27 protein-coding genes are annotated in these 24,563 nt (G+C 55.7%); 23 read left to right on the top strand and 4 right to left on the bottom strand.

Annotated elements, in window-relative coordinates; translation table 11 throughout:
- Positions 1–290: 290 nt before the first annotated feature.
- The 4 genes from ACE6ED_RS05605 to ACE6ED_RS05590 all read left to right on the top strand — a co-directional run bounded on the left by ACE6ED_RS05605 (position 291) and on the right by ACE6ED_RS05590 (position 3,865).
- The gene (locus ACE6ED_RS05605; RefSeq protein WP_410826109.1) at positions 291–1,394 is read left to right on the top strand and encodes a metal ABC transporter solute-binding protein, Zn/Mn family; all 1,104 of its coding nucleotides are present in this window, start codon (positions 291–293) and stop codon (positions 1,392–1,394) included.
- A gap of 33 nt (positions 1,395–1,427) precedes the next feature.
- On the top strand, positions 1,428–2,177 hold the full coding sequence (locus ACE6ED_RS05600; RefSeq protein ID WP_410826108.1) for a metal ABC transporter ATP-binding protein: 750 nt from the start codon (positions 1,428–1,430) through the stop codon (positions 2,175–2,177).
- Positions 2,178–2,192: 15 nt separating this feature from the next.
- Positions 2,193–2,996 (top strand): metal ABC transporter permease, encoded by an 804-nt coding sequence (locus ACE6ED_RS05595; RefSeq protein WP_410826107.1) that lies wholly within the window; start codon positions 2,193–2,195, stop codon positions 2,994–2,996.
- 155 nt (positions 2,997–3,151) lie between these two features.
- A complete protein-coding gene (locus tag ACE6ED_RS05590) occupies positions 3,152–3,865 on the top strand; it encodes a cytochrome c biogenesis CcdA family protein (protein ID WP_410826106.1) in 714 nt (237 codons plus the stop codon).
- Between the two features lie 18 nt (positions 3,866–3,883).
- Here the strand turns inward: ACE6ED_RS05590 and splB are convergent, their stop codons facing one another.
- Complete coding sequence (gene splB / locus ACE6ED_RS05585; RefSeq protein ID WP_410826105.1) at positions 3,884–4,954, bottom strand: spore photoproduct lyase; 1,071 nt, start codon at positions 4,952–4,954, stop codon at positions 3,884–3,886.
- Between the two features lie 325 nt (positions 4,955–5,279).
- Here splB and mntR point away from each other — a divergent pair, with 325 nt between their 5' ends.
- The 3 genes from mntR (at position 5,280) to ACE6ED_RS05570 (ending at position 8,567) form a co-directional block, all read left to right on the top strand.
- Complete coding sequence (gene mntR, locus ACE6ED_RS05580; RefSeq protein ID WP_410826104.1) at positions 5,280–5,705, top strand: transcriptional regulator MntR; 426 nt, start codon at positions 5,280–5,282, stop codon at positions 5,703–5,705.
- Positions 5,706–5,873: 168 nt separating this feature from the next.
- Complete coding sequence (locus ACE6ED_RS05575) at positions 5,874–7,565, top strand: family 10 glycosylhydrolase (protein WP_410826103.1); 1,692 nt, start codon at positions 5,874–5,876, stop codon at positions 7,563–7,565.
- 75 nt (positions 7,566–7,640) lie between these two features.
- Entirely contained in the window at positions 7,641–8,567 is a 927-nt protein-coding gene (locus ACE6ED_RS05570; RefSeq protein WP_410826102.1) for a patatin-like phospholipase family protein, read from the top strand.
- Between the two features lie 63 nt (positions 8,568–8,630).
- Here ACE6ED_RS05570 and ACE6ED_RS05565 read toward each other — a convergent pair whose 3' ends face one another.
- Both ACE6ED_RS05565 and ACE6ED_RS05560 read right to left on the bottom strand, forming a co-directional pair.
- A complete protein-coding gene (locus ACE6ED_RS05565; protein ID WP_410826101.1) occupies positions 8,631–8,975 on the bottom strand; it encodes a hypothetical protein in 345 nt (114 codons plus the stop codon).
- A gap of 7 nt (positions 8,976–8,982) precedes the next feature.
- On the bottom strand, positions 8,983–9,930 hold the full coding sequence (locus tag ACE6ED_RS05560) for a DUF1385 domain-containing protein (RefSeq protein ID WP_410826153.1): 948 nt from the start codon (positions 9,928–9,930) through the stop codon (positions 8,983–8,985).
- 213 nt (positions 9,931–10,143) lie between these two features.
- Between ACE6ED_RS05560 and ACE6ED_RS05555 the strand changes: the two genes are divergently transcribed.
- The 5 genes from ACE6ED_RS05555 (at position 10,144) to ACE6ED_RS05535 (ending at position 14,674) form a co-directional block, all read left to right on the top strand.
- Entirely contained in the window at positions 10,144–10,632 is a 489-nt protein-coding gene (locus ACE6ED_RS05555; RefSeq protein WP_410826100.1) for a YqhR family membrane protein, read from the top strand.
- 225 nt (positions 10,633–10,857) lie between these two features.
- Positions 10,858–11,922 carry a M24 family metallopeptidase gene (locus ACE6ED_RS05550; protein WP_410826099.1) on the top strand — a complete coding sequence of 355 codons (1,065 nt, stop codon included), beginning with the start codon at positions 10,858–10,860 and terminating at the stop codon, positions 11,920–11,922.
- Between the two features lie 151 nt (positions 11,923–12,073).
- Positions 12,074–12,631, top strand: coding sequence for an elongation factor P (gene efp / locus ACE6ED_RS05545; protein ID WP_410826098.1), 558 nt, complete (start codon positions 12,074–12,076; stop codon positions 12,629–12,631).
- A gap of 213 nt (positions 12,632–12,844) precedes the next feature.
- Positions 12,845–13,213 carry a four-helix bundle copper-binding protein gene (locus tag ACE6ED_RS05540; protein WP_410826097.1) on the top strand — a complete coding sequence of 123 codons (369 nt, stop codon included), beginning with the start codon at positions 12,845–12,847 and terminating at the stop codon, positions 13,211–13,213.
- A gap of 207 nt (positions 13,214–13,420) precedes the next feature.
- On the top strand, positions 13,421–14,674 hold the full coding sequence (locus ACE6ED_RS05535; RefSeq protein WP_410826096.1) for an aspartate kinase: 1,254 nt from the start codon (positions 13,421–13,423) through the stop codon (positions 14,672–14,674).
- Between the two features lie 192 nt (positions 14,675–14,866).
- Here the strand turns inward: ACE6ED_RS05535 and ACE6ED_RS05530 are convergent, their stop codons facing one another.
- Positions 14,867–15,733: a YitT family protein gene (locus tag ACE6ED_RS05530; RefSeq protein ID WP_410826095.1), complete on the bottom strand. Its 867-nt coding sequence runs from the start codon at positions 15,731–15,733 to the stop codon at positions 14,867–14,869.
- Between the two features lie 337 nt (positions 15,734–16,070).
- Between ACE6ED_RS05530 and ACE6ED_RS05525 the strand changes: the two genes are divergently transcribed.
- From ACE6ED_RS05525 to accC, 11 genes are all read left to right on the top strand, one after another.
- Positions 16,071–16,334, top strand: a complete 264-nt coding sequence (locus ACE6ED_RS05525; RefSeq protein ID WP_410826094.1) for a YqhV family protein — start codon at positions 16,071–16,073, stop codon at positions 16,332–16,334.
- 82 nt (positions 16,335–16,416) lie between these two features.
- Entirely contained in the window at positions 16,417–17,412 is a 996-nt protein-coding gene (gene spoIIIAA / locus ACE6ED_RS05520; RefSeq protein ID WP_410826093.1) for a stage III sporulation protein AA, read from the top strand.
- A complete protein-coding gene (spoIIIAB, locus tag ACE6ED_RS05515; protein ID WP_410826092.1) occupies positions 17,405–17,923 on the top strand; it encodes a stage III sporulation protein SpoIIIAB in 519 nt (172 codons plus the stop codon). Before spoIIIAA ends, spoIIIAB begins: the two co-directional genes overlap by 8 nt.
- 13 nt (positions 17,924–17,936) lie before the next feature.
- The gene (gene spoIIIAC, locus ACE6ED_RS05510; RefSeq protein ID WP_410514690.1) at positions 17,937–18,140 is read left to right on the top strand and encodes a stage III sporulation protein AC; all 204 of its coding nucleotides are present in this window, start codon (positions 17,937–17,939) and stop codon (positions 18,138–18,140) included.
- A 7-nt stretch (positions 18,141–18,147) separates the two neighbouring features.
- The gene (spoIIIAD, locus tag ACE6ED_RS05505) at positions 18,148–18,537 is read left to right on the top strand and encodes a stage III sporulation protein AD (protein WP_410826091.1); all 390 of its coding nucleotides are present in this window, start codon (positions 18,148–18,150) and stop codon (positions 18,535–18,537) included.
- 165 nt (positions 18,538–18,702) lie between these two features.
- Positions 18,703–19,899 carry a stage III sporulation protein AE gene (gene spoIIIAE, locus ACE6ED_RS05500; RefSeq protein WP_410826090.1) on the top strand — a complete coding sequence of 399 codons (1,197 nt, stop codon included), beginning with the start codon at positions 18,703–18,705 and terminating at the stop codon, positions 19,897–19,899.
- A 19-nt stretch (positions 19,900–19,918) separates the two neighbouring features.
- A complete protein-coding gene (gene spoIIIAF, locus ACE6ED_RS05495) occupies positions 19,919–20,659 on the top strand; it encodes a stage III sporulation protein AF (protein WP_410826089.1) in 741 nt (246 codons plus the stop codon).
- A gap of 43 nt (positions 20,660–20,702) precedes the next feature.
- The gene (spoIIIAG, locus tag ACE6ED_RS05490; RefSeq protein ID WP_410826088.1) at positions 20,703–21,353 is read left to right on the top strand and encodes a stage III sporulation protein AG; all 651 of its coding nucleotides are present in this window, start codon (positions 20,703–20,705) and stop codon (positions 21,351–21,353) included.
- Positions 21,354–21,388: 35 nt separating this feature from the next.
- The gene (locus ACE6ED_RS05485) at positions 21,389–22,339 is read left to right on the top strand and encodes a SpoIIIAH-like family protein (protein WP_410826087.1); all 951 of its coding nucleotides are present in this window, start codon (positions 21,389–21,391) and stop codon (positions 22,337–22,339) included.
- 171 nt (positions 22,340–22,510) lie between these two features.
- Positions 22,511–23,026 carry an acetyl-CoA carboxylase biotin carboxyl carrier protein gene (accB, locus tag ACE6ED_RS05480; protein WP_410826086.1) on the top strand — a complete coding sequence of 172 codons (516 nt, stop codon included), beginning with the start codon at positions 22,511–22,513 and terminating at the stop codon, positions 23,024–23,026.
- Positions 23,027–23,135: 109 nt separating this feature from the next.
- Positions 23,136–24,479, top strand: a complete 1,344-nt coding sequence (gene accC, locus ACE6ED_RS05475; RefSeq protein WP_410826085.1) for an acetyl-CoA carboxylase biotin carboxylase subunit — start codon at positions 23,136–23,138, stop codon at positions 24,477–24,479.
- Positions 24,480–24,563 lie beyond the last annotated feature (84 nt).

Raw genomic sequence — 24,563 nt, 5'->3', positions numbered from 1 at the left:
CTGTCACGGGAACGTGCGGCTGTCCCAGGAACGGGCGTGGCTGTCCTGCGACGGCTTCTTAAAAGCAATAATAACAACCGGATTTTGCGGCGGAAGGAGTCTTCCACGTATGGTCCGGTTGTTTGCTTTTGTTAATGACAATGGGAGTTTCATACAAAGGTTAGAACGGTTGGTTTATCTCATGATCTCTGGTTTGTTAGGCTGAATTGTGCCGCGGAGTTGACTTATCGTAAGGATTACTATTATAATCCCTAATGTAAACTTTACGATTTAAGGAGCGAATATAACCAATGAAGTCTTGGCGTAGATGGATAAAAGGCTGGGGGCTGCCGGCCCTGATCACCGTTCTGCTGGTGTCGGGCTGCGGAACCGGCGGCGGAGGAAGCATACAGGAAGGCAAGGTTAATGTGATTACCACCTTCTATCCGATTTATGAATTCACCAAAGAAATTGGCGGCGAAGACGCAAATGTGATCAACCTGCTCCCGGCTGGCGTAGAACCGCATGACTGGACGCCGCGCAGCCAGGATATCGTAAATACGTCCAAGGCTCAGTTGTTTTTTTATAATGGAGCCGGACTGGAAGGCTGGGTGCCGGGCTTCCTGAAGGGGCTTGACGGCGACTCCAAAGTGCAGGCGGTTGAAATCAGCAAAGGCATCGACCTGATCCTGACCGGCGAGGATGATGGACATAATCATGGGGGCGCCGATGCTGATCACGCGGCAGAGGAGCATACGGACGCCGACCATGCGGCTGAGGAGCACACGGACGCTGACCATGCGGCTGAAGAGCATACAGATGCCGACCATGCGGCGGAAGAGCATACGGATACCGACCATGCGGCGGAGGAGCCCGCTGCCAGCAGTTCGCTGCACACAGACCCGCACACCTGGGTCAGCCCCAAATCGGCAATAGTGATGGCCGAGAACATCAAAAACAGTCTGGTGGAAGCCGATCCTGCTCACAAAGACGGTTATGAGCAGCGTTACCAGGAGCTGTCCGGCCGGCTGAAGGCGCTTGACGCTAAATTTCAGTCCGAGCTGTCCAAGCTGCCGGGCAAAGAAATTGTCGTGTCCCATCAAGCGTTTGGTTACCTGGCCCGCGACTACGGTTTGACCCAGCATGCGATTATGGGGTTGTCGCCGGACGCGGAGCCGCGCGGACAAGACCTGGTGAACCTGGCGGCGATGGTGAAGGAGGAAGGCATCCGGTACATTTTCTTCGAGGAACTGGTGTCGGATCGTTTGGCCAAGACGTTGGCGGAGGAAGCAGGCGTCGATACGCTGGTGTTAAACCCGGTGGAAGGTCTCACCAAGGAGCAGGAGAAAAACGGGGACAACTACTTCACGCTGATGGAGAAAAATTTGCAAAATCTGATTCTGGCCTTACAATAGAAGGGAAAGAGCGAAAGAAAGGGGGACGCCCGGATGATGCCGGAATCCCTGGATTGTCACCAGCATATTATAGATATTAAAGGGCTGTCCTTCTCCTATGGCACCCAGAAGGTAATTACAGATTTAAGCCTTACGGTGCGGGAACGCGATTTTGTCGGCATTATCGGCTCGAACGGTGCGGGCAAAACAACGCTGCTGAAGATGATCGTAGGCCTGCTGCCCGCGGCGGACGGCGACATCCGTCTGTTCGGCGAGCCGGTCCGGCGTTTCAAGGATTGGGAGCGGATCGGTTATGTTCCGCAAAAAAATGCCTTTAACCCGCTGTTCCCGGCAACGGTGCGGGAAGTGGTGCTCTCGGGCCTATTTAATAACAAAAACTTGATCCGCCGGGTATCCCGGGCGCATCAGCGCAAATGCGAAGACGCGCTGGAGGTTATGCGCATTCAGGAAATTGCGGGCAAACGGGTCGGCCAGCTGTCGGGCGGACAGCAGCAGCGGGTGTTCCTGGCACGGGCGCTGATCAACCATCCGGACCTGCTTATTCTGGACGAGCCGACGGTTGGAATCGACGCCGAAACACAGGCTGGATTTTTTGACTTGATCACTCATATGCATGCCCATCATCATATGACCTTCCTGATGGTGTCGCATGACATCGAGATGATCCGCAATTACTTGGGCCAAGAACCGGTTCAGCAGAACGGCAAAATCAACTTTTATGTGCGGCATTCGCATGACGTGCAGAACTGCGCCGAAAGCGATCTGCAGCACACTCTCACCTGATAGGAGATTCTTAGCGTGGAAATATTGTTCAGCGATTTCTTTCAGCGGGCGCTTGCGGGCGGCCTGCTGATTGGCATTACGGCGCCGCTTATGGGCGTTTTTCTTGTGCTCCGGCGTCTGTCGATGATTGGCGACACGCTGGCGCATGTTACAATTGCCGGGGTGGCGTTTGGGTTTCTGACCGGATTTTACCCGATTGGAGCTGGTCTCATTCTGGCAGTGCTGGCTTCGTTTGCAATCGAGAAGCTGCGTAAAGCGTATAAGACCTATGCCGAGCTATCGATCGCCATTATTATGTCTGGCGGAGTTGCGCTGGCGTCCTTGTTTTTTACATTGGGGATGGGATACAACGCGGATGTCATGAGTTATTTGTTCGGCAGCATCTACACCCTGGACCGGACCGATCTGATTGTTGTCGGCGTCGTGACCGTTATGGTTGTGACTGTAGTCCTGCTGTTCTTTAAGGAGTTTTTCCTGCTAACGTTTGAAGAAGACGCAGCCAGCGTGAGCGGACTGCCGGTGAAGGTGCTTAATATGCTGATCACCGTGCTGACGGCTCTGGTCATCAGCAGCGCCATCAAAATCGTTGGCTCCCTGCTGGTTTCCGCCCTGCTTACGATACCGGTCGCAATCAGCCTGCTGCTGGCCCGCAGCTTCAAGACCTCGGTTATTTTGTCCGTTGTCGTCGCGGAAATTGCGGTCGTGGCCGGGCTGGTCATCGCCGGCGTCTGGAATCTGGCGCCTGGGGCAACGATTGTGCTGCTGCTGATTTTCCTGCTAGGCCTGACTCTGGTCGGCAAAAGAGGGTTGACGGTCTAACCTGCCGGACAATGGGGCCGAGAAGGTTGCATATGCATCACCATGGTTTGCCCCTACCGGTGAAGCCCGGGGGAAGACAGAATCGGAACCGCCGCGTCTTATAGCGGATTCTTCAAACCTTGACTTACAGCCTGAGAAGTAAAGGAGAGGAAGTCTTGGCGAATATCAACGTGGGGCTTGCTTTTGCTGCGGGGCTTGCATCTTTCATTTCCCCCTGCTGTCTGCCGCTGTACCCTTCTTATTTGTCCTATATTACCGGATTGTCGGTGCAGCAGCTGAAGGCGGGAGGAAACCGGGGCGAGGTGCGCTTCCGGACGCTTACCCATACGCTGGCATTTATTTTGGGTTTTTCGGCGGTGTTTTACACGCTGGGTTATGGGGCCGGCTTGTTCGGAGAGTTTTTTACGGCTAGACGCGATTTGATCCGACAGCTGTCGGCCATCCTGATTATCGTGATGGGGTTGTTTCTGCTGGGACTGTTTCAGCCGCAGTTTCTGCTGAAGGAACGCAAGCTGGGACTCAAATGGAAGCCGGCGGGATACGCCGGCTCATTCATCTTCGGGATCGGGTTCTCCGCCGGATGGTCGCCCTGCATCGGACCCATTTTGACGGCGATTATCGCGCTGAGCGCCACCGAACCAGGCACCTGGTTTGCATTGATTACCGCCTACAGCATCGGGTTTGCACTGCCGTTTTTTGCCCTTTCCTTCTTTTTAGGCGGGGCGCGGAAGCTGCTCAAGTACTCCGGGATGCTGATGAAGATTGGCGGCGCGCTGATGGTGGCAATGGGGCTGCTGCTGTTTACCGACCAGATGTTCCGGATTACGGTATGGCTGCAGCAGATTACGCCGGAATGGATGATTTTTTAAAGTAGAAGATGGCGTTTTTTATGTGAAATAATCGATACCCGCTTCGGGAAAATGCTCAAAAATCCGCTCTGTGATGAACTCGCGCAGGGCGGTTTGCTGTTCATCGGGGTATACATATTTGTTTTGCCCCCAGCGGCCCCATTTTTTTTTGCGTTTTTCGATGTCCATTTCCAGCTTTGTCTTCGGATAACGTTTTTCGATGACCGCTTTTGCGGTCTTCGTGAAGCGGTGCTGGATCATTTCGAAGGTCAACCCGCTGCCGGTACCGGCGGGAAGGGCGTCGGAGAGCTTACGCAGCAGCTCTGCATAACCTTTTTCCCAGCCGTCATGCCAGATGATAGGAGCAATAATAAAGCCTAACGGATAACCGGCCCGCGCGACCTTACCCGCCGCTTCAATCCGTTCCTCAAACCTGGCGGTGGCCGGCTCGAAATTGCGGATGACATAATCGGCGTTGACACTGAACCGGATGCGGGTGTGGCCGTTGTGCTGAAGGTTCAGGAGCGGATCGACATGCTGGTATTTGGTCACAAAGCGCAGCCGGCCCAGCGGCTGCTCCGCCATAAAGGTGATCAGTTCGGCGAGCGAGCCGGTTATGTGCTCCAGGCCCAGCGGGTCGGAGGTACACGCCGCTTCGAATGTCGTGATGTCTGGCGCTTTTTCGTCGATATATTGTTTGGCCGCATCCAGAATCTCACCGGTATTGACGTACACCCTGATGTAAGGCTTTGCGCCAAGCGTCGTCTGCAGGTAGCAGTAATGGCAGTGTCCCATACAGCCGGTGGCGATCGGAATCGCATAGTCGGCCGAAGGTTTGGACTGGTCGAATTTCAGCGTCTTGCGCACACCGACGACTAATGTCCGTTTGGCGATTTTGTACTGTTCCAGCTCGCTGTCGCCGGGCAAATTCGTAATGCGGTTATGCGAGGTTGTCATCCGGTAAGGCAGACCTTGGGACTTGACCCATTCCATAATCCGGGCGCCCTTTGGATAGTCCAGCGCAGCTGGCTCAAAATAGACCAGCTCCGGAACGAACAAGCCGGTGCTTCTTGGTGCGTTTTTTGGCCTTGAGGGAGCGATTGTGCCCATCGGGTTACCTCCTCCTCCTTGGAAATGTCTTTTCTTTTTTCGTACGGATATCCGGTCGGCATCCGGATAGTATAGTGTGCCGGATCGGAGAGCGGGCCAGTCTGGGAATGTAGGGCAGGGTTCCACATGCCGTAAGGGCCAAAGACTTGCCAACGAATGGACGAAACATGTATCATGAATAGACAAGGTTACTGGCGGTCCCCACCTCAGCGAACTGGGCTTTCGGTAAGTGGACGGTTTGTTTTTTTATGACATCCGCATCTATTCCGCAGCCGCAAGGATCAGGGTAGACGCCAGGTTGAATATAAGAAAAGAGGTAAAGTTGATGCCAACACCCAGCATGGAGGATTATTTGGAGCGCATATATAAGCTCATCGACGAGAAAGGATATGCGCGGGTCTCGGACATCGCCGAGGGATTGGAAGTGCACCCCTCTTCCGTGACTAAAATGATCCAAAAACTGGACAAGGACGAATATCTGATTTATGAGAAATATCGCGGGCTTGTCCTGACCACCAAAGGGAAGAAAATGGGAAAACGGCTCGTCGACCGCCATCAGCTGCTGGAAGAGTTCCTGACCCTGATCGGCGTACGCGAGGAGAACATTTACAAGGATGTCGAAGGCATCGAACATCACCTGAGCTGGGATTCCATTACCCGGATCGAAACGCTGGTGGAGTATTTCCGCCGCGACGAAGAGCGCGTGCGCGCTCTATCCCAAGTGCACGAGGACATGCAGGGCGACGCGTGAAACCAGAAGTGAACGCGGACAGCGGCATGCGTCCAATACAACGTGCCAACACCCCGGCTGACGGGGTTTTTTTATTTTATGGGGAAAATGATATCTTATCCCGGCGCAACCTTTTGCCATTTTTTTCGTCCTAACAGTAGGTTATGAATTCACCCGGGGAGGACGAAAATGAAAGCAAGACAATGGTTGACGGGGATGCTGGCGATGATAATGTGTTTGATGCTGGCCGCTCCGGGCGCCTCGGCGGCGCCGAAGACGATTACGATTGATTTGGACGGGCAGACATTGGAAAGCGACGTGTCGCCTTATTTGACCGCAAAAAATGTAACGATGGTTCCAGCCGGCGTCATCAGTAAAGGACTGGGTGCTTCGGTCTCCTGGGATCAAGGCGCCAAAACGGCGACAATTACACAAAACGGCACGGTGCTGAAGCTGAAAAGCGGAGCCGGTAACGCACAGGTGGACGGAAAAAACGTAGCATTGGACAGCTCTGTGCAGGTGCGGCAGGGCAGGGTTATGGTCCCCATCCGTTTTGTCAGTGAAAATCTTGGCCTGCTGGTCGACTGGAACCAGGCTGCACAGCATATTTCCCTCAGTACCACCGCTGTAGGCCCTGAAGTTCCGGTCCCGGATCAGCCCAGCGTGCCATCGGTGCCCGCTCCGACGGTGCCAGCTCCAACGGTGCCCTCTCCAACGGTACCTGCGCCTTCGGCGCCTTCCATACCGTCAGTGCCGGCTCCGGGTCAAACAACAGCGAAACCCATGAAGGGCGTCTGGATTTCCACAGTCTACAATTTGGACTGGCCGTCGACCGGATCGGCAGGCAACGCGGCAAAACAAAAAGCCGAGTTCGACAGCCTGCTGGACAAACTGAAAGCGATCGGCTTTAATGCGGTTTTTGTGCAGGTCCGCCCATCCGGCGACAGCCTGTATCCATCCCGGATCGTCCCGTGGTCTAAGGTGCTGACCGGCACGCAGGGCAAGGACCCAGGCTATGATCCGCTCGCCTACATGGTCGATGCGGCTCATAAACGCGGCATGCAGTTCCACGCCTGGTTTAACCCGTTCCGGGCGACGCTGGACGGCAAGACGACAGGCCTTGCGGCCAACCATGTCGCCGTGGCCCATCCGGAGTGGACGGTAAACGCGGAAGGCAAGCTGTATCTTAACCCTGGCGTCCCGGAAGCCCGCCAGCATATCATCGACACGGTGATGGAAGTCGTAAACGGCTATGATGTGGACGGTGTGCATCTGGACGATTATTTTTACCCTTCAAACGTGACATTTGCCGACGACAACGCGTTCCGGACCTACAATCCGTCGGGAATCGCCTCCAAAGCGGACTGGCGGCGGGATAACATCAACCGTTTTGTCAAGGATTTAGGGGGGGCGGTGCATAGCGCGAAACCTAAAGTCAGCTATGGCATCAGCCCTTTTGGGGTATGGCGTAACGTCAAGACGGATTCGACCGGTTCGGATACGGCGGCCGGGGTTACGGCATATGACAGCATGTACGCGGATACGCGCACCTGGATATCGGAGCAGTGGATCGACTATATTGCGCCGCAGGTGTATTGGAGTTTGTCTTTTTCCCAGGCACGTTACGACAAGCTCGTAGATTGGTGGGTTAAAGAAGTCAAGGGCAGCGGCGTGAAGCTTTATATCGGGCAGGGCGCCTACAAGGTTGGCGACGTCAAACAGTCTGCGGAATGGCAGAGCGGGGAGCAGATTATCAATCAGCTCAAATATAATGAAAAATATCCCGAAGTGGAAGGCAGCATCATGTTCCGCGCAGCCGACCTGACCGTCCGCAACCCGGGCAATCTGGCCGGACTGTTAACTTTTTATTATAAGCAGTAGGTTGTCCCTGTGGCATGAATCCGCCCCCGCGCTCATAGATAAGCAGTAAATCTATGGGTGCGGGGGTTGTTTGTTATGGAAATCAACGCGGTATTTGAAGGCGGCGGGATCAAAGGGATTGCGCTGGCTGGTGCGGTACGGGCGGCGGAGCAGGCAGGCAGGCGGTTTGTGAAGGTGGCCGGAACCTCCTCCGGTTCCATTGTTGCTTCACTTCTGGCGGCTGGCTATACGGGCACGGAGATGGCGGATATCATCCGGCATACGTCTTTTTCCTCCTTTTTGCAGCGGGCGCCCATTTACAATACCCGTTATGTCGGGCCGGCACTACGCGTGTTAATTAAAAAAGGGCTGTACTCGGGTGACGCGCTGGAACAATGGATTCGCGAATGGTTGGGCAAAAAAGGAATTGTCAAATTTGGGGACCTTCCGCGGGGCAGCCTGCGCATCATTGCCTCCGACATTACGAACGGGCGGCTGCTGGTTCTCCCCGACGATCTGAAGCGGTATGGACTGGAACCGGATCGGTTTCAGGTGGCAAAAGCGGTACGGATGAGCTGCAGTATCCCGTATTTTTTTGATCCGGCCGTGATCCGGCTGAATGGCGAGGCGGCGCGCGGCAGGCGGTTTGCCGACCAATTCGTCTACATTGTGGACGGGGGGCTGCTGAGCAACTTTCCGCTTTGGCTGTTTGAGCAAGAAGAAAAACCGGCCGTAACGGGGCAACGAGTGATACCGACCGTGGGGTTCCAGCTGATCGGCCGGGCAAAACCGGAGCCGCACCGGATTACGGGTCCTTTCAGTATGCTGTCAGCTCTCGTAGGGACGATGCTGTCGGCGCATGATGAACGTTATATCGAGCGGGAAAAATTCAAACGTACGGTCAAAATCCCGTCGCTGGGTGTCGGGACCACCCAATTCGAGCTGCCGCCGGAGCTGGGGGAGGCGCTGTATGCAGCGGGGTATGAGGCGGGCGAGCACTTTTTTGCAAATTGGCGGGGATAACCGGACTCCGTCTTATAAAAAAACCTCCGCATCCCTTGCGGGAGCGGAGGCCGAACTTTGAGGCTAATGATATTTCGGAAGCTGTTCATCGTCATTTTTGCCTTTGCTGCCTTCAATGACCTGGAACGGGTACTGCTTGCGGGACTTGGCCGGCGTGCTCTGGCTCTTGCGTATTCCGCTCACCTTGGCCTGCGTCTTGCGCGAAGGCTTGATCTTAGGCGTTCCCCGGCCGATGCGGGCCGCAAACTTGCGGGGCGGAAATTTATACAGTAAAAACACAACTGCAATCAGGATAACCGGAACAGCAAGTCCTTGAGGTGACCAAAAGCCGTCTTTTGCAATCACGCTGAATAATCCGACCGCTCCCAGCAAAAGCGCGATCCCAAGGATCAGGCGCTGTTTAACCATAAGCTCTTCACCCCTTTACAGGATCGAGAATACCGTTCACAGGCTGTTCTACATAACCGCTTGCTTCAATCTGCGCATCCAGTTCACGCATCCGATTGAACGAAGCGATCGACACTTCGACCTGCTCGTCGTTAGGTTCTTTGGTCGTCAGGAGCTGCAGCCAAAGTCCGGGATAACCAAGATAACGCAGCACCGGAACTTCTTTGACGGCATTTGTGCCCTTCAGAACTTCAAACGAAACGCCGATAACCACCGGCAGCAGCACCAGCCGCTGAATGACGCGTTCCCATAGAGTATCCCAAGGGACAAGAGAATAAATAATAACCCCAAGCACAACTGTCAGCATCATAAAACTGCTGCCGCAGCGGTAGTGCAGGCGGCTGTACTTCTGCACGTTGCGGACCGTCAATTCCTCGCCGGCTTCAAATGCGCTGATAACTTTGTGCTCCGCGCCGTGGTACTGGAACAGGCGTTTGATGACGGGGGTCTGCGAGATGGCCCATAAATAGACAAGCAGCAGTATGAGCTTGATTACGCCTTCCACCAGATTATGCGCAATATAATGATCGAATACATTCTTAAATAAGAAGTTCTCAACGAAGACCGGTACTAGTGTGAAGACTACTTTGCCGAATAAAAAAGACAAAATCCCCATCACCGCGACGCCCAGCATCATGCCCAGGCTCCAGCCTTCCTCTTTCTTCTTGCCGCCGTCCTGCGCCAGCTTGGCGCGTTCTTCGGGCTCCAGCTCGTCTTCCGCGTAAGCTTCCGCCGAGTAATTCAAGTGCTTCGAGCCTTTGGCGCTTGCATCTATAATGCTTACGAGGCCGCGAAGCAGGGGAACCTTGCGCAGCTTCCGCACCCAAGTCTTGTCGCTCCGGGGAACCTCCAAAAATGTGATTTCCTGATTCTTCCGCCGTACGGCTGTTACGTTGATATGCTTGCCGCCGAACATCACGCCCTCGATGACAGCCTGGCCGCCGTAACTGGGAGTATTTTGGGACAACCCTTTCACCTTCCCGTATTGTTAAATTATTGATTGCTATTTTCATTGTAACGAATTTTTGAACGGTTTACCAGTTAGATTCAGCCTCCGCTGCGCATACTACACATATGGAAGATGTTGCGGCAGTAAGAGACCCTATCGAAGAGAGGCGCTGAGACAACAATGTCGAACAAATACCAGCCGAAGCGGAATACCAATGTGGTCTTATTCGCTCTGGAGCTCGGATTTTTTGCAGGTCTGATTTGGGGCGGGGTCCGCTGGATCTTGTACAGTCTGAAATTTACAAAGGTGGTGCCCGGTTTTTTGGCAGAGCCGTTTTTCAAGCATGACTTTTTGGTAAAAGCGGAAGGCCATTTAACGGGTTATCTGTTTTTTATCGTGTTTTCCATCCTGTCGGCGCTGCTGTATGCGCTGCTGTTCCGGAGGCTGAAAGGGCCGCTGCCGGGCTTGGTGTATGGCGTGTTGTGGTGGTCCGTGCTTTATTTGGCTTGTTCACGCCTGTTTTTGCTGCTCCCGCCGTTCAAACTGGACTGGGATTCCGCCGTCACGGATTTTTGCGTATTTTTGCTGTGGGGAATGTTTATCGGATATACGACGGCGTTCGAATATACGGACGAGCGAAAGCGGGACCGTCAGATGAAAATGGCATAAGCGATTCCTCGTCAAGGGAATGGGGGCACAGCATTAATTCCGTGTGAGGATTCGTGCGAGGAATCACGCAAGGATTCATGCAAGGATTCACGCAAGGATTCATGCAAGCAAAAAAGCGGCCGTTCTTTTTGGCGGATGCGCGTACTTGGAATGCCGGGGTGCTTCTCAAGGGCGATAGCGTTGTGTTAAAATAGCATGTGGCTATTTTCGAGAGGGGAAATGGATATGAGCGATCGCGTGAACAAGCTGCGCGGCGTACTGCAGGACAACGGACTGGATGCGTTGCTGGTGACCAGCGATATCAACCGCCGTTACCTGACCGGTTTTACCGGCTCGTCGGGGTATGTCCTGCTGACAATGGACAACCAATATTTTTTAACCGATTTCCGGTATATGGAACAGGCTTCCGAGCAGGCGGCCGGATGGACCGTCGTCCAGCACGGACCCAAGTTTATCGAAACGGTACAAGAACTGCTTCCGAAGGGAAATGCGCGTGTCGGTTTTGAACAGGATCACGTTACGTTCAGCGCGCATGCCGCTTATGCGGAAGCCCTGAAATCCGCCGAACTGGTGCCGGTATCCGGCGCAGTCGAGGATTTGCGGAAGTTCAAGAGCGAAGAAGAACTGAAAACAATGCGCCGCGCGGGCGAGCTTGCGGATGCGACATTCCGTCACATTCTGAATGTGATCAAACCGGGAATGACCGAGCAGGACGTCAACCTCGAAATGGAGTTTTACATGCGGAGCCATGGGGCGACCGGGTCGTCTTTCGATACGATTGTCGCATCGGGAGAACGGTCGGCGCTGCCGCACGGCGTAGCAAGCAGCCGCGTGATCCAGGGGAACGAATTTGTAACCTTCGACTTCGGGGCGCTTCTCGACGGGTACTGCTCCGATCTGACGCGTACAATTGCGCTTGGACAGCCGAATCCGAAGCTGAAGGAAATTTACGACATTGTGCTTGAAGCCCAGCTCTATTCGCTGGAGAACATCAAGCCGGGAATGACCGGACGCGAATGCGACGCGCTGGCGCGGGATATCATCACCCGCTACGGTTACGGCGAATACTTCGGCCACAGCCTGGGCCACGGCCTTGGCATGGAAGTGCATGAGGAGCCGCGCGTATCCAGGCTTAGCGGCGATGTAATGCAGCCGGGCATGGTGATTACGGTGGAGCCGGGGATTTATTTGCCGGGTATCGGCGGCGTGCGGATTGAGGACGACGTTGTTATCACGGAGAACGGCATTTCTCTTCTGACGCATTCGTCGAAGGAGTACACGGTACTGTAATTCTGTTTTATGAGGGCCGGAATTTTTGCCGGCCCTTCTAAAGCATTTTGCATCATTTATAGCCGGGAAGGTTAAATGTTCTCATAGGCTCTCGCTTCGGCGACCGGTGAACGGGCCGCCCGTCGAACTATCGATCCAGGAGGGATTTGCATTGATTTCAGTTAACGATTTGAAAACAGGCTTGACCGTAGAGGTGGAAGGCGATATCTTTACGGTTATCGAATTCCAGCACGTAAAACCAGGTAAAGGCGCGGCATTCGTTCGCACCAAGCTGAAGAATCTCCGCAACGGCAACACAACCGAGCGCACGTTCCGCGCAGGCGAGAACATTGGACGCGCCCAAATCGAAAACCGCGGCGTACAGTATCTGTATGCAAGCGGACAAGAGCATGTGTTCATGGACAATGAGACCTATGACCAGTTCAGCCTTGACCAGGATCAGCTGGAATGGGAACTGAACTTCCTGAGAGAAAACATGACGGTGAACATCGTCAGCTATCAGGGCGAAATTCTCGGCATCAACCTGCCGACAAGCGTGGAGCTGAAGGTTGTAGAAACCGAGCCGGGCGTAAAAGGCAACACCGCGCAGGGCGCAACGAAAAACGCGAAGCTGGAAACCGGCCTTAACGTTCAGGTTCCGCTGTTCATCAACGAAAACGACGTGCTGCTGATCGACACGCGGGAAGGCAAATACATCTCCCGCGCGTAAGGATTAACAGCGATCGGCACCATAACGTGCCGGAAGAAATCAGGCTTGTCCGCCGCAGTAACTCCTGCGGGCGGACAAGCCTTTTTGCTGTATATTTGAGTGTTGAAGAAGTGAACATCCGGGGAACAAACGCGTAAAAAGGTTTGCAATATACGGTGAGGGGGTATATGGATAAGGGGAATACCAACATTAGAGTCGAAAGGAGAGTTTCACATGAACCATTCTCATTCGAACACTAAGTCCTTGTCCGCCGCCCTTACTCCTGAAATGCAGGCCTGCATTGAGGCATGCCTGCGATGTATGACCGCATGTAATTTGTGTTACCGCGCCTGCCTGGAGGAGGAGCATTTGGAGATGATGCGGGATTGTATCCGGCTGGACCGCGAATGTGCGGAGCTGTGCGAGTTCGCGGCCAAGACCATGCAGATTGGCGCGGCCTATGCCAAGGACATTTGCCGCGCCTGCGCAGATATGTGCCAAGCCTGCGGCGACGAATGCGCCAAACATGAAGCCGCGCACTGCAAAGAATGTGCGGACGCCTGCTACGCCTGCGCGGAGGCATGCCGGAAGATGGCGGCGTAGAACTCATGTCTAGACATAGAACTTGTGCCTTGGTGTAAAAATTCATTCCTATTAATGCGGCGGAACCGCCCGGAGCAGAAATTACCGGGCGGTTCTTTTACCGTCCAAAATAAAACTTTAGCGCAATCCCGCATTTCGTATTATACTTGTTTAAAGCGGGAAACCGAAAATAGACTACATAGACTGAAGTTGGGAGTGAATGAGGCTTTGTCACTTTATGTCATGAAATTTGGAGGCAGCTCCGTTGGGGATATCGAGCGGATGCAGCGTGTAGCCAGACGCATTGCCGACAAGCAGGATGAAGGTCACCGCTGCGTCGTGGTCGTCTCGGCGATGGGGGATACGACGGACGATCTGATCGACCAGGCGAAGCAGCTGAACGCCTCCCCGCCCGCGCGGGAAATGGATATGCTGATGACAACCGGAGAACAAATCTCCATTGCGATGCTTTCTGTGGCGCTGCATGCGATCGGCCGCACGGCCGTGTCTTACACCGGCTGGCAGGCGGGCTTCCGCACAGATGAGGTGCATGGACGCGCCCGCATTACCGAAATTGTACCCCGCCGTGTGCTCGAAGCACTCGAACGGGACAGCATTGTGATTGTCGCCGGTTTCCAAGGCATGACGATCGACGGAGAGATTACCACGCTGGGCCGCGGCGGGTCGGATACGACGGCCGTAGCGCTGGCTGCAGCCATCAAAGCCGATGTCTGCGAAATTTATACGGACGTGGACGGTATCTACTCCACAGATCCCCGGATTGTGAAATGCGCCCGCAAGCTGCAGGCGATCTCGTACGACGAAATGCTCGAGCTGGCCAATCTGGGCGCAGCCGTGCTGCATCCGCGCGCGGTGGAGTACGCCAAACAGTATCAAGTCAAGCTGGTGGTCCGGTCGAGCTTTAACCATAATGAAGGAACGGTAGTGAAGGAGGAGGCAAGCATGGAGCAGGGCGTAGTGGTAAGCGGGATCGCGTACGATAAGAACGTGGCGCGGATCAGCATTTTGGGCGTAGCCGATATTCCAGGTGTGTTAGCCCAGGTATTCGGCAAGCTGGCCGATGAAAGCGTCAATGTCGATATTATCGTACAAAGCGGTGTGATGAACGGAGAAGCGGACTTCTCCTTTACCGTATCGCTGGAAGATCTGGACCGCGCCAAGCAGGTGATCGAGCAGATCCGCGGTGAACTGCCTTACCGTGAAGTCACCTCCGAGGATAACCTGGTCAAGGTATCGATTGTTGGCGCAGGCATGGTCAGCCATCCGGGTGTGGCTGCGCAGATGTTCGAAGTGATCTCCGAGCAGGGCGTAAGCATCAAGATGGTCAGCACGTCGGAAATTAAGGTATCGTGTGTGATCGACTCCGGCAACCTGCAGACCGTCATCCGTGCGCTGCATACCGCTTATAACCTGGACACCGACGAGCAGGCGTTTGTCGGCGGACCTCAGGACCGCAGATAACAGAGCCAGCGCGTACGCTGGCCAGGACTTTCATCAGCACTACTGTACGCGAAGGTTCGCATAAGGATATAGCATAAACACAAAGCCGGCCGGTCAGGGAGCAAATTATCCCCGACCGGCCGGCTTTGTGTTACCCTGTATTGTTCGCTGGCCGTTCCGCCCGCAATATCCATATCCTATCGAAACCCACCATCAGGCGAGCCTTCGGAACCGGCCCATAATTTCGACCGTCTCCAGCACATTCACAAAAGCGTGCGGATCGATTTCCTGAATCGCCCGCCGCAGCTCTGTCAGCTCATAGCGTGTCGTTACGGTCATCAGCATGGCGTTGCCTTCATGGCTGTATCCGCCTTCGGCATCGACCACCGTTACACCGTGCGGCAGCTTGTTCAGGCGTTCCAGCATGCTGCTGCGTTCTTTGGTCACAATAAAGCAGGTCAGTTTCACATGCCGGATATGGATCATATCGACCACCCGGCCTTTCACGAAGGTACACAGCATGGCGTACAGCGCGAGATCCCAGCTTTTGAAGAAGCCCAAAGTCAAGATCACGAGTCCGTCCATGACGAACAGCACATTTCCCATCGGGATGTCTCTTTTACGCGAGATAATGGACCCCAGAATATCGAAGCCGCCGGAAGAACCTCCAGCACGCAGCGAAAATCCAATCCCCCCGGCAATAATTACCCCGCCGAAGATCCCAGCCAGAATCGGGTCGCTGGTTACCTTTACAGCCGGTATGACCGTCAGGAACCAGGTAGTGCATCCGACGGACAGCAGGCTCAGCAGGATATACTTGCGGCCCACCGCAGCCAGACCCCAGATTATGATCGGTAGATTGATAAGAAAATAGTAAAGCGAAATGTACTTCGGGTTCGTTAAATAACCGAGCACCGAAGCCAGACCCGCCACCCCGCCGCTGAGCAGCTGATGGGGCACAAGGAACAGCTTCAGTCCGCAGGCAACCAGCAGTGCGGAAAAAATGATAACGACGACTTCCCGCCCCCGATTTACCACATTTTCCATACGCTGCGGCACCACGATACGGCCAATACCCATGACTATGATCCCTTCTTTTCTATGAGTTCTGTACTCTGCCAACCAAAAATATATTTTATCACATTGATGATATTTTTTTATCGATTCTTTTGCCGTGATTTCGCTCACGCCGGGCCTGTCCAATGTTGTAAGCCGGTTAGGAGCGCTTAGCAGGGTATATACGGCGTTTTTCGCGATCTGGAGGCGATTTCCATAAGGATTCTATGCTTCTTCCGATAGGTTGTCTAAATGAATGGCTGTCCGCATATCCATTATACAAACGAACTGCCGCCGGTCTGCCTTTTGATAGAGAGTCTGCCAGAGGGCCGGGGCGGCGGGGAAAAGGAGTGAAAACGGATTGGACAAGTACGTAAGCTGGATGGCAATCCTTCGGATTTTATCCGGAAGCGTGGAAATTACAGCAGCCCTGATCATGCTCCGGCTGAACCAGGTGGACAAAGCGCTTGCCGTGAATTCCACCCTGGCGCTGGTCGGTCCCACGGTGCTGGTCGCTACGACGGCGATTGGACTGACAGGCATGGCGCACGACCTCTCCTGGGGCAAAATTGCATGGATCGCGTGCGGCGTCAGCTGTCTCTTAATCGGGATTCTCAAATCTTGATAGATTCGCAGACATAATCCGTCCGGACAGGCATAAATATGGAATAAACCGAATCACAGGACAACTTGGGGGGCGTGTTTTGATGCCGAATGACTGGTTATCTTTGTTTCCGGAAAAAATCAGGCTCCCGCTGTCCCGTCTCCCCGCCTCTATCCGGGATATGGCCGAGGAAGTGCGCATCCGCGAGGAGCGGGCGCTCGAAATCAACGCGGCGGGCCGATACCATTTCGTCACCCCGGAGGGCGGGCTTACCGACGATCCGGAACAGGCGTACAAGCCCGACCGGGAGGACAGCAGGCGTCTGCTCGATTTTATCAGCAATCATTCGCTGTACACGATGGAAGAGGAACTGCGCAAGGGCTTCGTCACCGTGCCCGGCGGCCACCGGATCGGACTGGCCGGACGGACTGTGCTTAGCGGCGGAGGCGTCCAGCATCTGCGCGACATCGCCGGCTTTAATGTCCGGATCGCTAGGGAGATCAAGGGTGTCGCCGACGGCATTCTGCCTTATCTGCTGGAGCCGGGAAAAGGCCGTGTGCTGCACACTCTAATCCTCTCGCCGCCGCAGCAAGGCAAAACGACGCTTATCCGCGATCTGGCCCGCCAGCTGTCCGCCGGCGGACAAGGCCGGCGGGAGAGCAGACCCGGCTTCAAGGTAGGGATTGTTGATGAACGTTCCGAAATCGCCGGCTGCCGCAAAGGCGTGCCAACCTTTGATGTCGGGCCGCGGACGGACGTGCTGGACGGCTGCCCGAAGGTGGAAGGCATGATGATGATGATCCGCTCCCTGTCGCCCGATGTGCTCATCGTAGACGAAATCGGACGCCCGGAAGACGCCGACGCGGTTGCCGAAGCGCTCCATGCCGGGATTTCGGTTATCGCGACGGCCCACGGCCGGGAAGCGGCCGAGCTGAGCCGCCGCCCGGGACTTGGGCAGCTGATGGAGCACCGGCTGTTCGAGCGGTATTGCCTGCTGAACCGCACCGAGGCGGGACTGTCCTTCCGCATATTGGACGGGCAGCGGCGGGCGCTGCTGCTTGTGACCCCAGGCGACAAAGGAGGCGGCGTCCGTGCTTAAGCTGCTGGGAGCGATGCTGATTCTCGCGGCGGCGACGCTGGCGGGTTATCAGCGGGCGGCGCAGTATGCCGACCGTCCGCGCCAGATCCGGGGGCTGATTGGAGCGCTGCAGCGGCTGGAAACCGAAATTCAGTACGGCTACACGCCGCTGCCGGACGCGCTGAAGCGCATCGCGTCCCAGTCGCGTGAGCCGCTCCGGCGGCTGCTGGCTGAAGCGGCGGCGCAGATGGAGCCGCCGCAGGAGCGGACCGCGGAGGAAGCGGTCGGCGACGCGCTGGAGAAGCACTGGGGCGGGACGAGCATGAAAGCTGCCGAACGTGAAGCGGTCCGCCAGCTCAGCTGTTCGCTGGGGACGAGCAGCCGCCAGGATCAGGTGAACCATATCCTGCTTGCGGTCCAGCAGCTGAAGCAGGAGGAAGCGGCCGCGCGGGAAGATCAGGTCAAATATGAACGCATGAGCAAAAATCTCGGTCTGCTGCTTGGCGCACTGATCGTCATTTTGATCCTTTAGCGAGGTGCCATAAATGAATATAGAAGTCAACGCGATCTTCCAGATCGCCGGGATCGGCATCATCATCGCCATGATCCACACGGTGCTCAAGCAGATGGGAAAAGAAGACATCGCCCACTGGGTGACCGTCATCGGATTTGTCGTCGTGCTGTTCATGGTCATCCGCATGCTGGACGGGCTGCTGCAGGAAATCAAGTCGATTTTCCTGTTCCAGTAGGTTCGCCATGGAGATCATACAGGTTGTGGGCGTAGGGCTGATCGCGACCGTACTTATTCTGGTGCTGAAAGAGCAGAAGCCGATGTTTGCTTTTTTGCTGACAGCGGGCACGGGGATTCTGATCTTTCTGTTCCTGATCGATAAAATCGGCATGGTTGTCTCCACGCTGGAACGGCTGGCGGAGTCGTCGGGCATGAAGCTGGTCTATCTGAAGACCGTGTTCAAAATCATCGGCATCGCCTATATCGCGGAATTCGGCGCACAGGTGGTGCGGGATGCGGGCCAGGAATCGATTGCGTCAAAAATCGAGCTTGCGGGCAAAGTCCTGATCATGGTGCTGGCTGTGCCGATCATCGGCATCATCATTGAAACGGTGCTGAAGCTGCTGCCGGCCTAACGTGCAGGGGAAATGAATGTCTTGAAGCTGCAGGACACCGCAAAACGCCGCGGAAGGAAAGGCGGCAATAGCCCGCCGCACGATGCTGCGAAGGGCAGCTGGGAATCGCATTGAGGGGTAAGGAAAATCCGCCGGATAACGGAAAAAAAGAAAGGAGTGACGTTCATGCGAAAAGTGTTCCGGCCCCCGAAGCTTTTGGCGGCACTATTCCTGATTGTCCTGCTGTTCTTCCCGTTTTCAGAGGCAGAGGCAAAGGGCGCTTCCGCTTCTCCGGTGGATCAGTGGGTGAAGGAGCAGGTCGACGCGCTGCCCAAAGATCAGGTCGAAACGTACTGGAACCGGCTGATGAAGGAATATGGCGGTTTTTTCCCGGAGGGGGCGCCGCCAAGCCTGGCGGAAATGCTGGTGGGCGGCAAAGGCTTCAGCCTGCGGGATGCGCTCTCCGGTCTCGGCGCCTACATGTGGCATGAGGTGCTTTTTAACGGTAAACTCCTGGTCACGATTGTCATGATCAGCGTGCTGAGCATGGTGCTGGAGACGCTGCAGACTGCTTTTGAGCGAAAAACGGTCAGCAAGGTGGCGTACACAATCTGTTATCTGGTGGTGCTCGTCATCGCCGTTAACAGCTTTAATGTCGCCGTCGGGTATGCCAAAGAGGCAATCGACCGGATGGTCGAATTTATGCTTGCGATGATTCCGCTGCTGTTTGCGCTGCTGGCTTCGATGGGCGGCATTTTGACCGTATCGGTGACCCACCCGTTAATTGTGTTTATGATCCATACGATTGGCGGCATGATCCACCGCGTGATATTCCCGCTTCTGTTTTTTTCGGCAGTGCTGCATCTCGTCAGCGACATCTCGGACAAGTACAAGTTGACCCAGCTTGCGGGATTGCTGCGAAAAGTCGGCATGGGCGTGCTCGGTGTGCTGTTTACCGTTTTTCTGGGCGTCATTTCCGTCAGGGGGATCACCAGCTCGGTGACCGACGGCGTGACCATCCGGGCGGCGAAATACATTACAGGCAACTTTGTGCCGGTGGTCGGCAAAATGTTTGCGGACGCCACCGACACGGTGATTACCGCGTCGCTGCTGGTCAAAAACGCGATCGGGCTGTCGGGCGTTATTATCATCTTGTTTTTATGCGCCTTCCCGGCCATCAAGATTCTGGTGCTCGCTCTGATCTATAATGTGGCCGCGGCTGTGATGCAGCCGCTGGGAGAAACGCCGATTGTATCCTGCTTGTCCACGATAGGCAAAAGCATGCTGTATGTGTTCGCTGCGCTGGCTGCCGTATCGCTGATGTTTTTTCTGGCGGTTACCATCATGCTCACGGCGGGCAATGTCACCGTCATGATGAGATGACGAGAGGAGGGGGAGGAGAATGGCCTGGCTGGGCGGATGGCTGAGAGAAATCGTCATCATCGTGCTGCTTGCCGCTTTTGTGGACCTGCTGCTGCCGAGCCGTTCGATGGAGCGGTATGTCCGGCTTGTCCTGAGCCTGCTCATTCTGCTGACCCTGCTCAGTCCGGTCGTCTCCCTGCTCAAAGGCGACGCGGCCGCGGAGCTTAGCGCCGCAATGGGGCTTGGCGGCCCGGAAAAGGCAGCGGACGAGGAACTGGCCAAAATCATGGCGGAGGGCCAGCGGATTGAGGCTGCCCGCCAGACGGAGAGCCTGGAGCTGGTCGCTATGGAGGCTGCCAAGCAGATGAAAGCGCAAATCCGTGCGCAGACGGGAGAAGAGCCGGCCGATGTCGAGGTCAAGCTGAAGGCGGAGCCCGAAAGCGGCGGCCGGGGAGAGATCGTGCCCGTCATTGAAACGGTGCATGTCACGTTTCGCGCTAATCCGGCGAAGCCGAATGGCGGGCCGGACGATGCTCCCGAAACCGGGCAGCCTGGGATCCGGCCGGTGGAGCCGGTGGTCATTGAAGTCGGCGGCGCGCCGGCGGGAGAAAGCGGGCCGGATGACCGGGCGCTCCCCGCATCAGCGGAGGCGGCGGAGCAGGATGCGGCGGACGCAAACCGCCGGACTGCGGTTGTAAAGGCGCTTGAAGCGGCCTGGGGGTTGACGGACGGACAAATTCAGGTGTCGGATGGCGCAGCAAAGACTTTTGGAGAGGAATAACGGGGGATAGACAAGCATATGTTGACTTAGGAGGGACAAGGCCTTGGGTAAATGGCTGAAAAAACTGGAGCAGTGGGCCGGCGGAGGCTCGGACAGTCCCGGCCGGAAGCAGACGTTCCGCTGGCTGATCATTCTGGGACTGCTGGGCGCGGCGATTATTTTGTTCAATTCCTTCGTGCATGTGAAGAAGCTCGACACCGGCACTACGGGGCGGGAGCCGCCCGGCGGCGTATCCGCACAGGAAACGCTGGGACAAGGCCAGGGAGGCGAGCAGACACCCTCGGGAACCTTTGACGGAATTGAGCAGGCGATGGAGCAGCGCACTAAAGAAATCCTGGAGAAGATCGTCGGTGTCGGAACCGTGGATATTATGGTAACGGTGGACTCGACGGAAGAACTGGTAGTGCAGCGCAATATGAATGACTCCCAGCAGCTTAGCGAAGAAACGGACGCCAGCGGGGGCAAGCGCCATACGACGCAGTACACGCGGGACGGGGAAATCGTCACCTACTCGCAGTCCGGCAATGAAACACCAATTGTAACCAAACGCATTAAACCGCAGGTAAGGGGGGTGCTTGTCGTGGCCAAAGGGGCCGAAAACCAAACGGTGCGTACCCTGATCACACAGGCGGTGGAGAAAGGGCTGAACGTGCCCGAGTACCGCATCTCCGTCGTGCCGCGCAAGCAGGAGTAGTATTTATTATTGAAGAATAGAAGGAGGAAGTAACGATGAACGGCAAAAGACAGACAATCTGGTTGGTTTCCATGCTGAGCTTGATGGTCGTGCTGTCCGCTTACTATCTGTTTACGGAGGACTCCGGTCCCAAGACGGCGGTGGATACGGCGATCCAGGCGGAAAATACAACACCCGGGGCAGTAACGGTGTCAGAAGAGGACGGCATCGTTGTAAACGAAGTCGTCACAGACGGCCAAGTCGTACAGAATGCCGGACAAGAAACGGGAACTGCTGCCCCGAACACGACAGACGCCGCAGGAGCAACTGGAGAACAGATGGCTGCAGGCGGAGAGAACCAAACGGCCGATCCGGCAGCCGGAGAGAAAACCGCCTCTTCGGATAAAGAGGCGGCAGGCAAGGATACAGCTAAGGATAACGCAGGCAAGGATACCGCCGCTGCACAGGATGGCAAAGAGACAGCAGCGAAACCCGAGGATAACGCAGCCGGCGGAGAACAGACGGCTTCCGCCAAAGAGGAACCGAAAACCGGGGAGGCTGCGGAAGGCCAAACAGCCGCCGCTCCCGAATCCGATATGGCTAAAGACGACGCAGCCGTTCTGAAGGAAGTGGAGTCCCAAAGCGCTTCTTACAGCAGCATGTTTTCGGATTATCTGCTGGACCGCGAGCAGAAAAACCTGAAGGAACAAAACGACCTGCTCGCCGCCATCAACGATATGAGCAAAACGCCGGAAGACAACGCGGCCGCGCAGGAGAAACTCCGCTCCCTTGAAGAAAAGGAATCCAAAATCACCGGTATCGAAGAACAGCTTCAGCAGAAGTATGGTGAAGCGATCGTGAAGGAAGAAAACGGCAACAGCTACAAAGTGGTCGTACGCAGCGACAAACTGGATGTGAAGCAGGCGGTAGGCATCGTTGACCTGGTAATGAAAGAACTCAGCGTCGCCCAAAACCAGATCAGCGTGCAATACGTCTCGAAGCAGTAATCAACCGAATAGGCGCGGGGAGGGTCGTCCGTAGCGGGCGGACAAGCGCGGAAAATGGCGAAAGTGCTCGGGTTGTCCCGGGCTCTTTCCATTTCGCGCGTTTGTGATATAATACATAAAGTTATCCGCCCGAAGCGGTTTCGAGAGAAAGCTGAAGGAGTGAACCGATGCATGTTCAAGTTAAACGAGATAAAGGAATTGATCGAATTGCTCGACCAGACCACCTCCGTGCACGAGCTGGAGATTGACAGCGAAGGCATGAAGCTGGCGATCCGCAAGCCGAACCGGCAGGGAGCGGACAGTCCGCAAGCCCCTTCGGCCGTCTATTCCTATCCATTTACGCCGGTCCCGCAGCAGCAACAGACACCTCCCCCGCAGGTTCAAGCGCCGGTAGAAGGCGCAGGAGCGGCAGGGGCGCAGCCGCCCGCATCCGCCGCAGAGGGTTCTCTACATAAAATCGTCTCCCCTATGGTAGGAACGTTCTACACCGCCGCTTCACCGGACAGCCCGCCTTTTGTCGGCGTTGGCGACCGCGTGAACGAGAAGACCACCGTCTGCATCATTGAAGCGATGAAGCTGATGAATGAGCTGGAAGCGGAAGTCCGGGGCGAAATCGTCTCCGTGCTGGCCGAGAACGGCCAATTGGTGGAATACGGACAGCCGCTGTTCCTGGTCAAACCGGAATAACCGGCCGCTGGCCGGCGCTTGCTGCTTGACGCAGCCGCAGCCGGGCCTGCCGGACGAATCCGGCCGAGACAAGCGTGCCGGGCCTGACAGAACGTTTAGGAGGAAACGCATGAACATTCAAAAAGTGCTGGTTGCCAACCGGGGCGAAATCGCGGTGCGCATCATCCGTGCCTGCCGCGAGATGAACATCGCCACCGTGGCGGTCTATTCCGAGCCGGACCGCGATTCGCTGCATGTCCGGCTGGCAGATGAAGCTTATTGCATCGGACCGATGGCTTCCAAGGACAGCTATCTGAACTTTACGAATATTATGAGCGTGGCAACGCTTACCGAATGCGACGCCATCCATCCCGGTTATGGATTCCTGGCCGAGAATGCGGATTTCGCCGAAATTTGCGAGTCCTGCAACATTACATTTATCGGCCCATCGCCGGACGCCATTAACCGGATGGGGGACAAGGCTGTCGCGAAGGATACAATGAAGAAGGCCGGCGTTCCGGTTATTCCCGGCTCCGACGGTCTGATCGGCGATGTCGAGGAAGCGGTGATGCTGGGCCGCGATATCGGTTATCCGATTATCGTTAAGGCCACAGCGGGCGGAGGCGGCAAAGGCATCCGGATCGCAGAGAACGAAGAAGACCTGATCCGCCAGATCACCGCCGCCCAGCAGGAAGCGGAGAAAGCGTTCGGCAATCCAGGCGTTTACCTGGAGAAGTATCTGACCGGCATGAAACATGTCGAGATCCAGATTATCGCCGACAATCACGGCAACGTCGTCCATTTAGGCGAACGCGACTGCTCCGTGCAGCGCCGCCGCCAGAAGCTGGTCGAAGAAGCGCCCTGCCCGGTGCTTAGTCCGGAGATCCGTGAGGCGATGGGCGAGGCCGCCGTACGGGCCGCGCTCGCCGTCAACTATTCGGGAGCGGGAACGCTGGAGTTTCTGCTTGGACCTGACGGACAATTTTATTTCATGGAGATGAACACCCGGATTCAGGTGGAGCATCCGGTAACGGAGCTTGTAACCGGCGTGGATCTGATTAAGGAAATGATCTCCGTCGCCGAAGGTCATCCGCTGTCCTTCAAGCAGGAGGATATCGTGATGAACGGCTGGTCGATCGAATGCCGGATTAACGCGGAAGATCCGGCCAAAGGGTTTATGCCGTCGCCGGGCAAAATCAGCTTTTACCTGCCTCCCGGCGGTCCTGGAGTGCGGGTAGACAGCGCTGCTTACCCGGGCTACATGATTTCGCCGTTCTACGATTCCATGATCGCGAAGCTGATCGTGTGGGCGCCAACGCGCCGCGAAGCCGTCGCCAAGATGAAACGCGCTTTGGCCGAATTTGCCGTAGAAGGCATACATACGACCATTCCGTTCCATCAGAAGCTGCTGGAGCATCCGGTTTTCCTGGACGGCAATTTTGACATCAAGTTCCTTGAAGAAAATGAAATTTAGGACAGATTGGGCTTGTTTGTCATAAACTACGGCAAATGATATAGTATGTTTAATAAGAAACGTGCAAGCAGCGCTTGGTACATG

This window comes from Paenibacillus nanchangensis (genome assembly GCF_046543445.1).
Taxonomy (GTDB): Bacteria; Bacillota; Bacilli; order Paenibacillales; family Paenibacillaceae; genus Paenibacillus_AQ; species Paenibacillus_AQ nanchangensis.
This window is presented reverse-complemented; position numbering and strand designations above follow the sequence as displayed.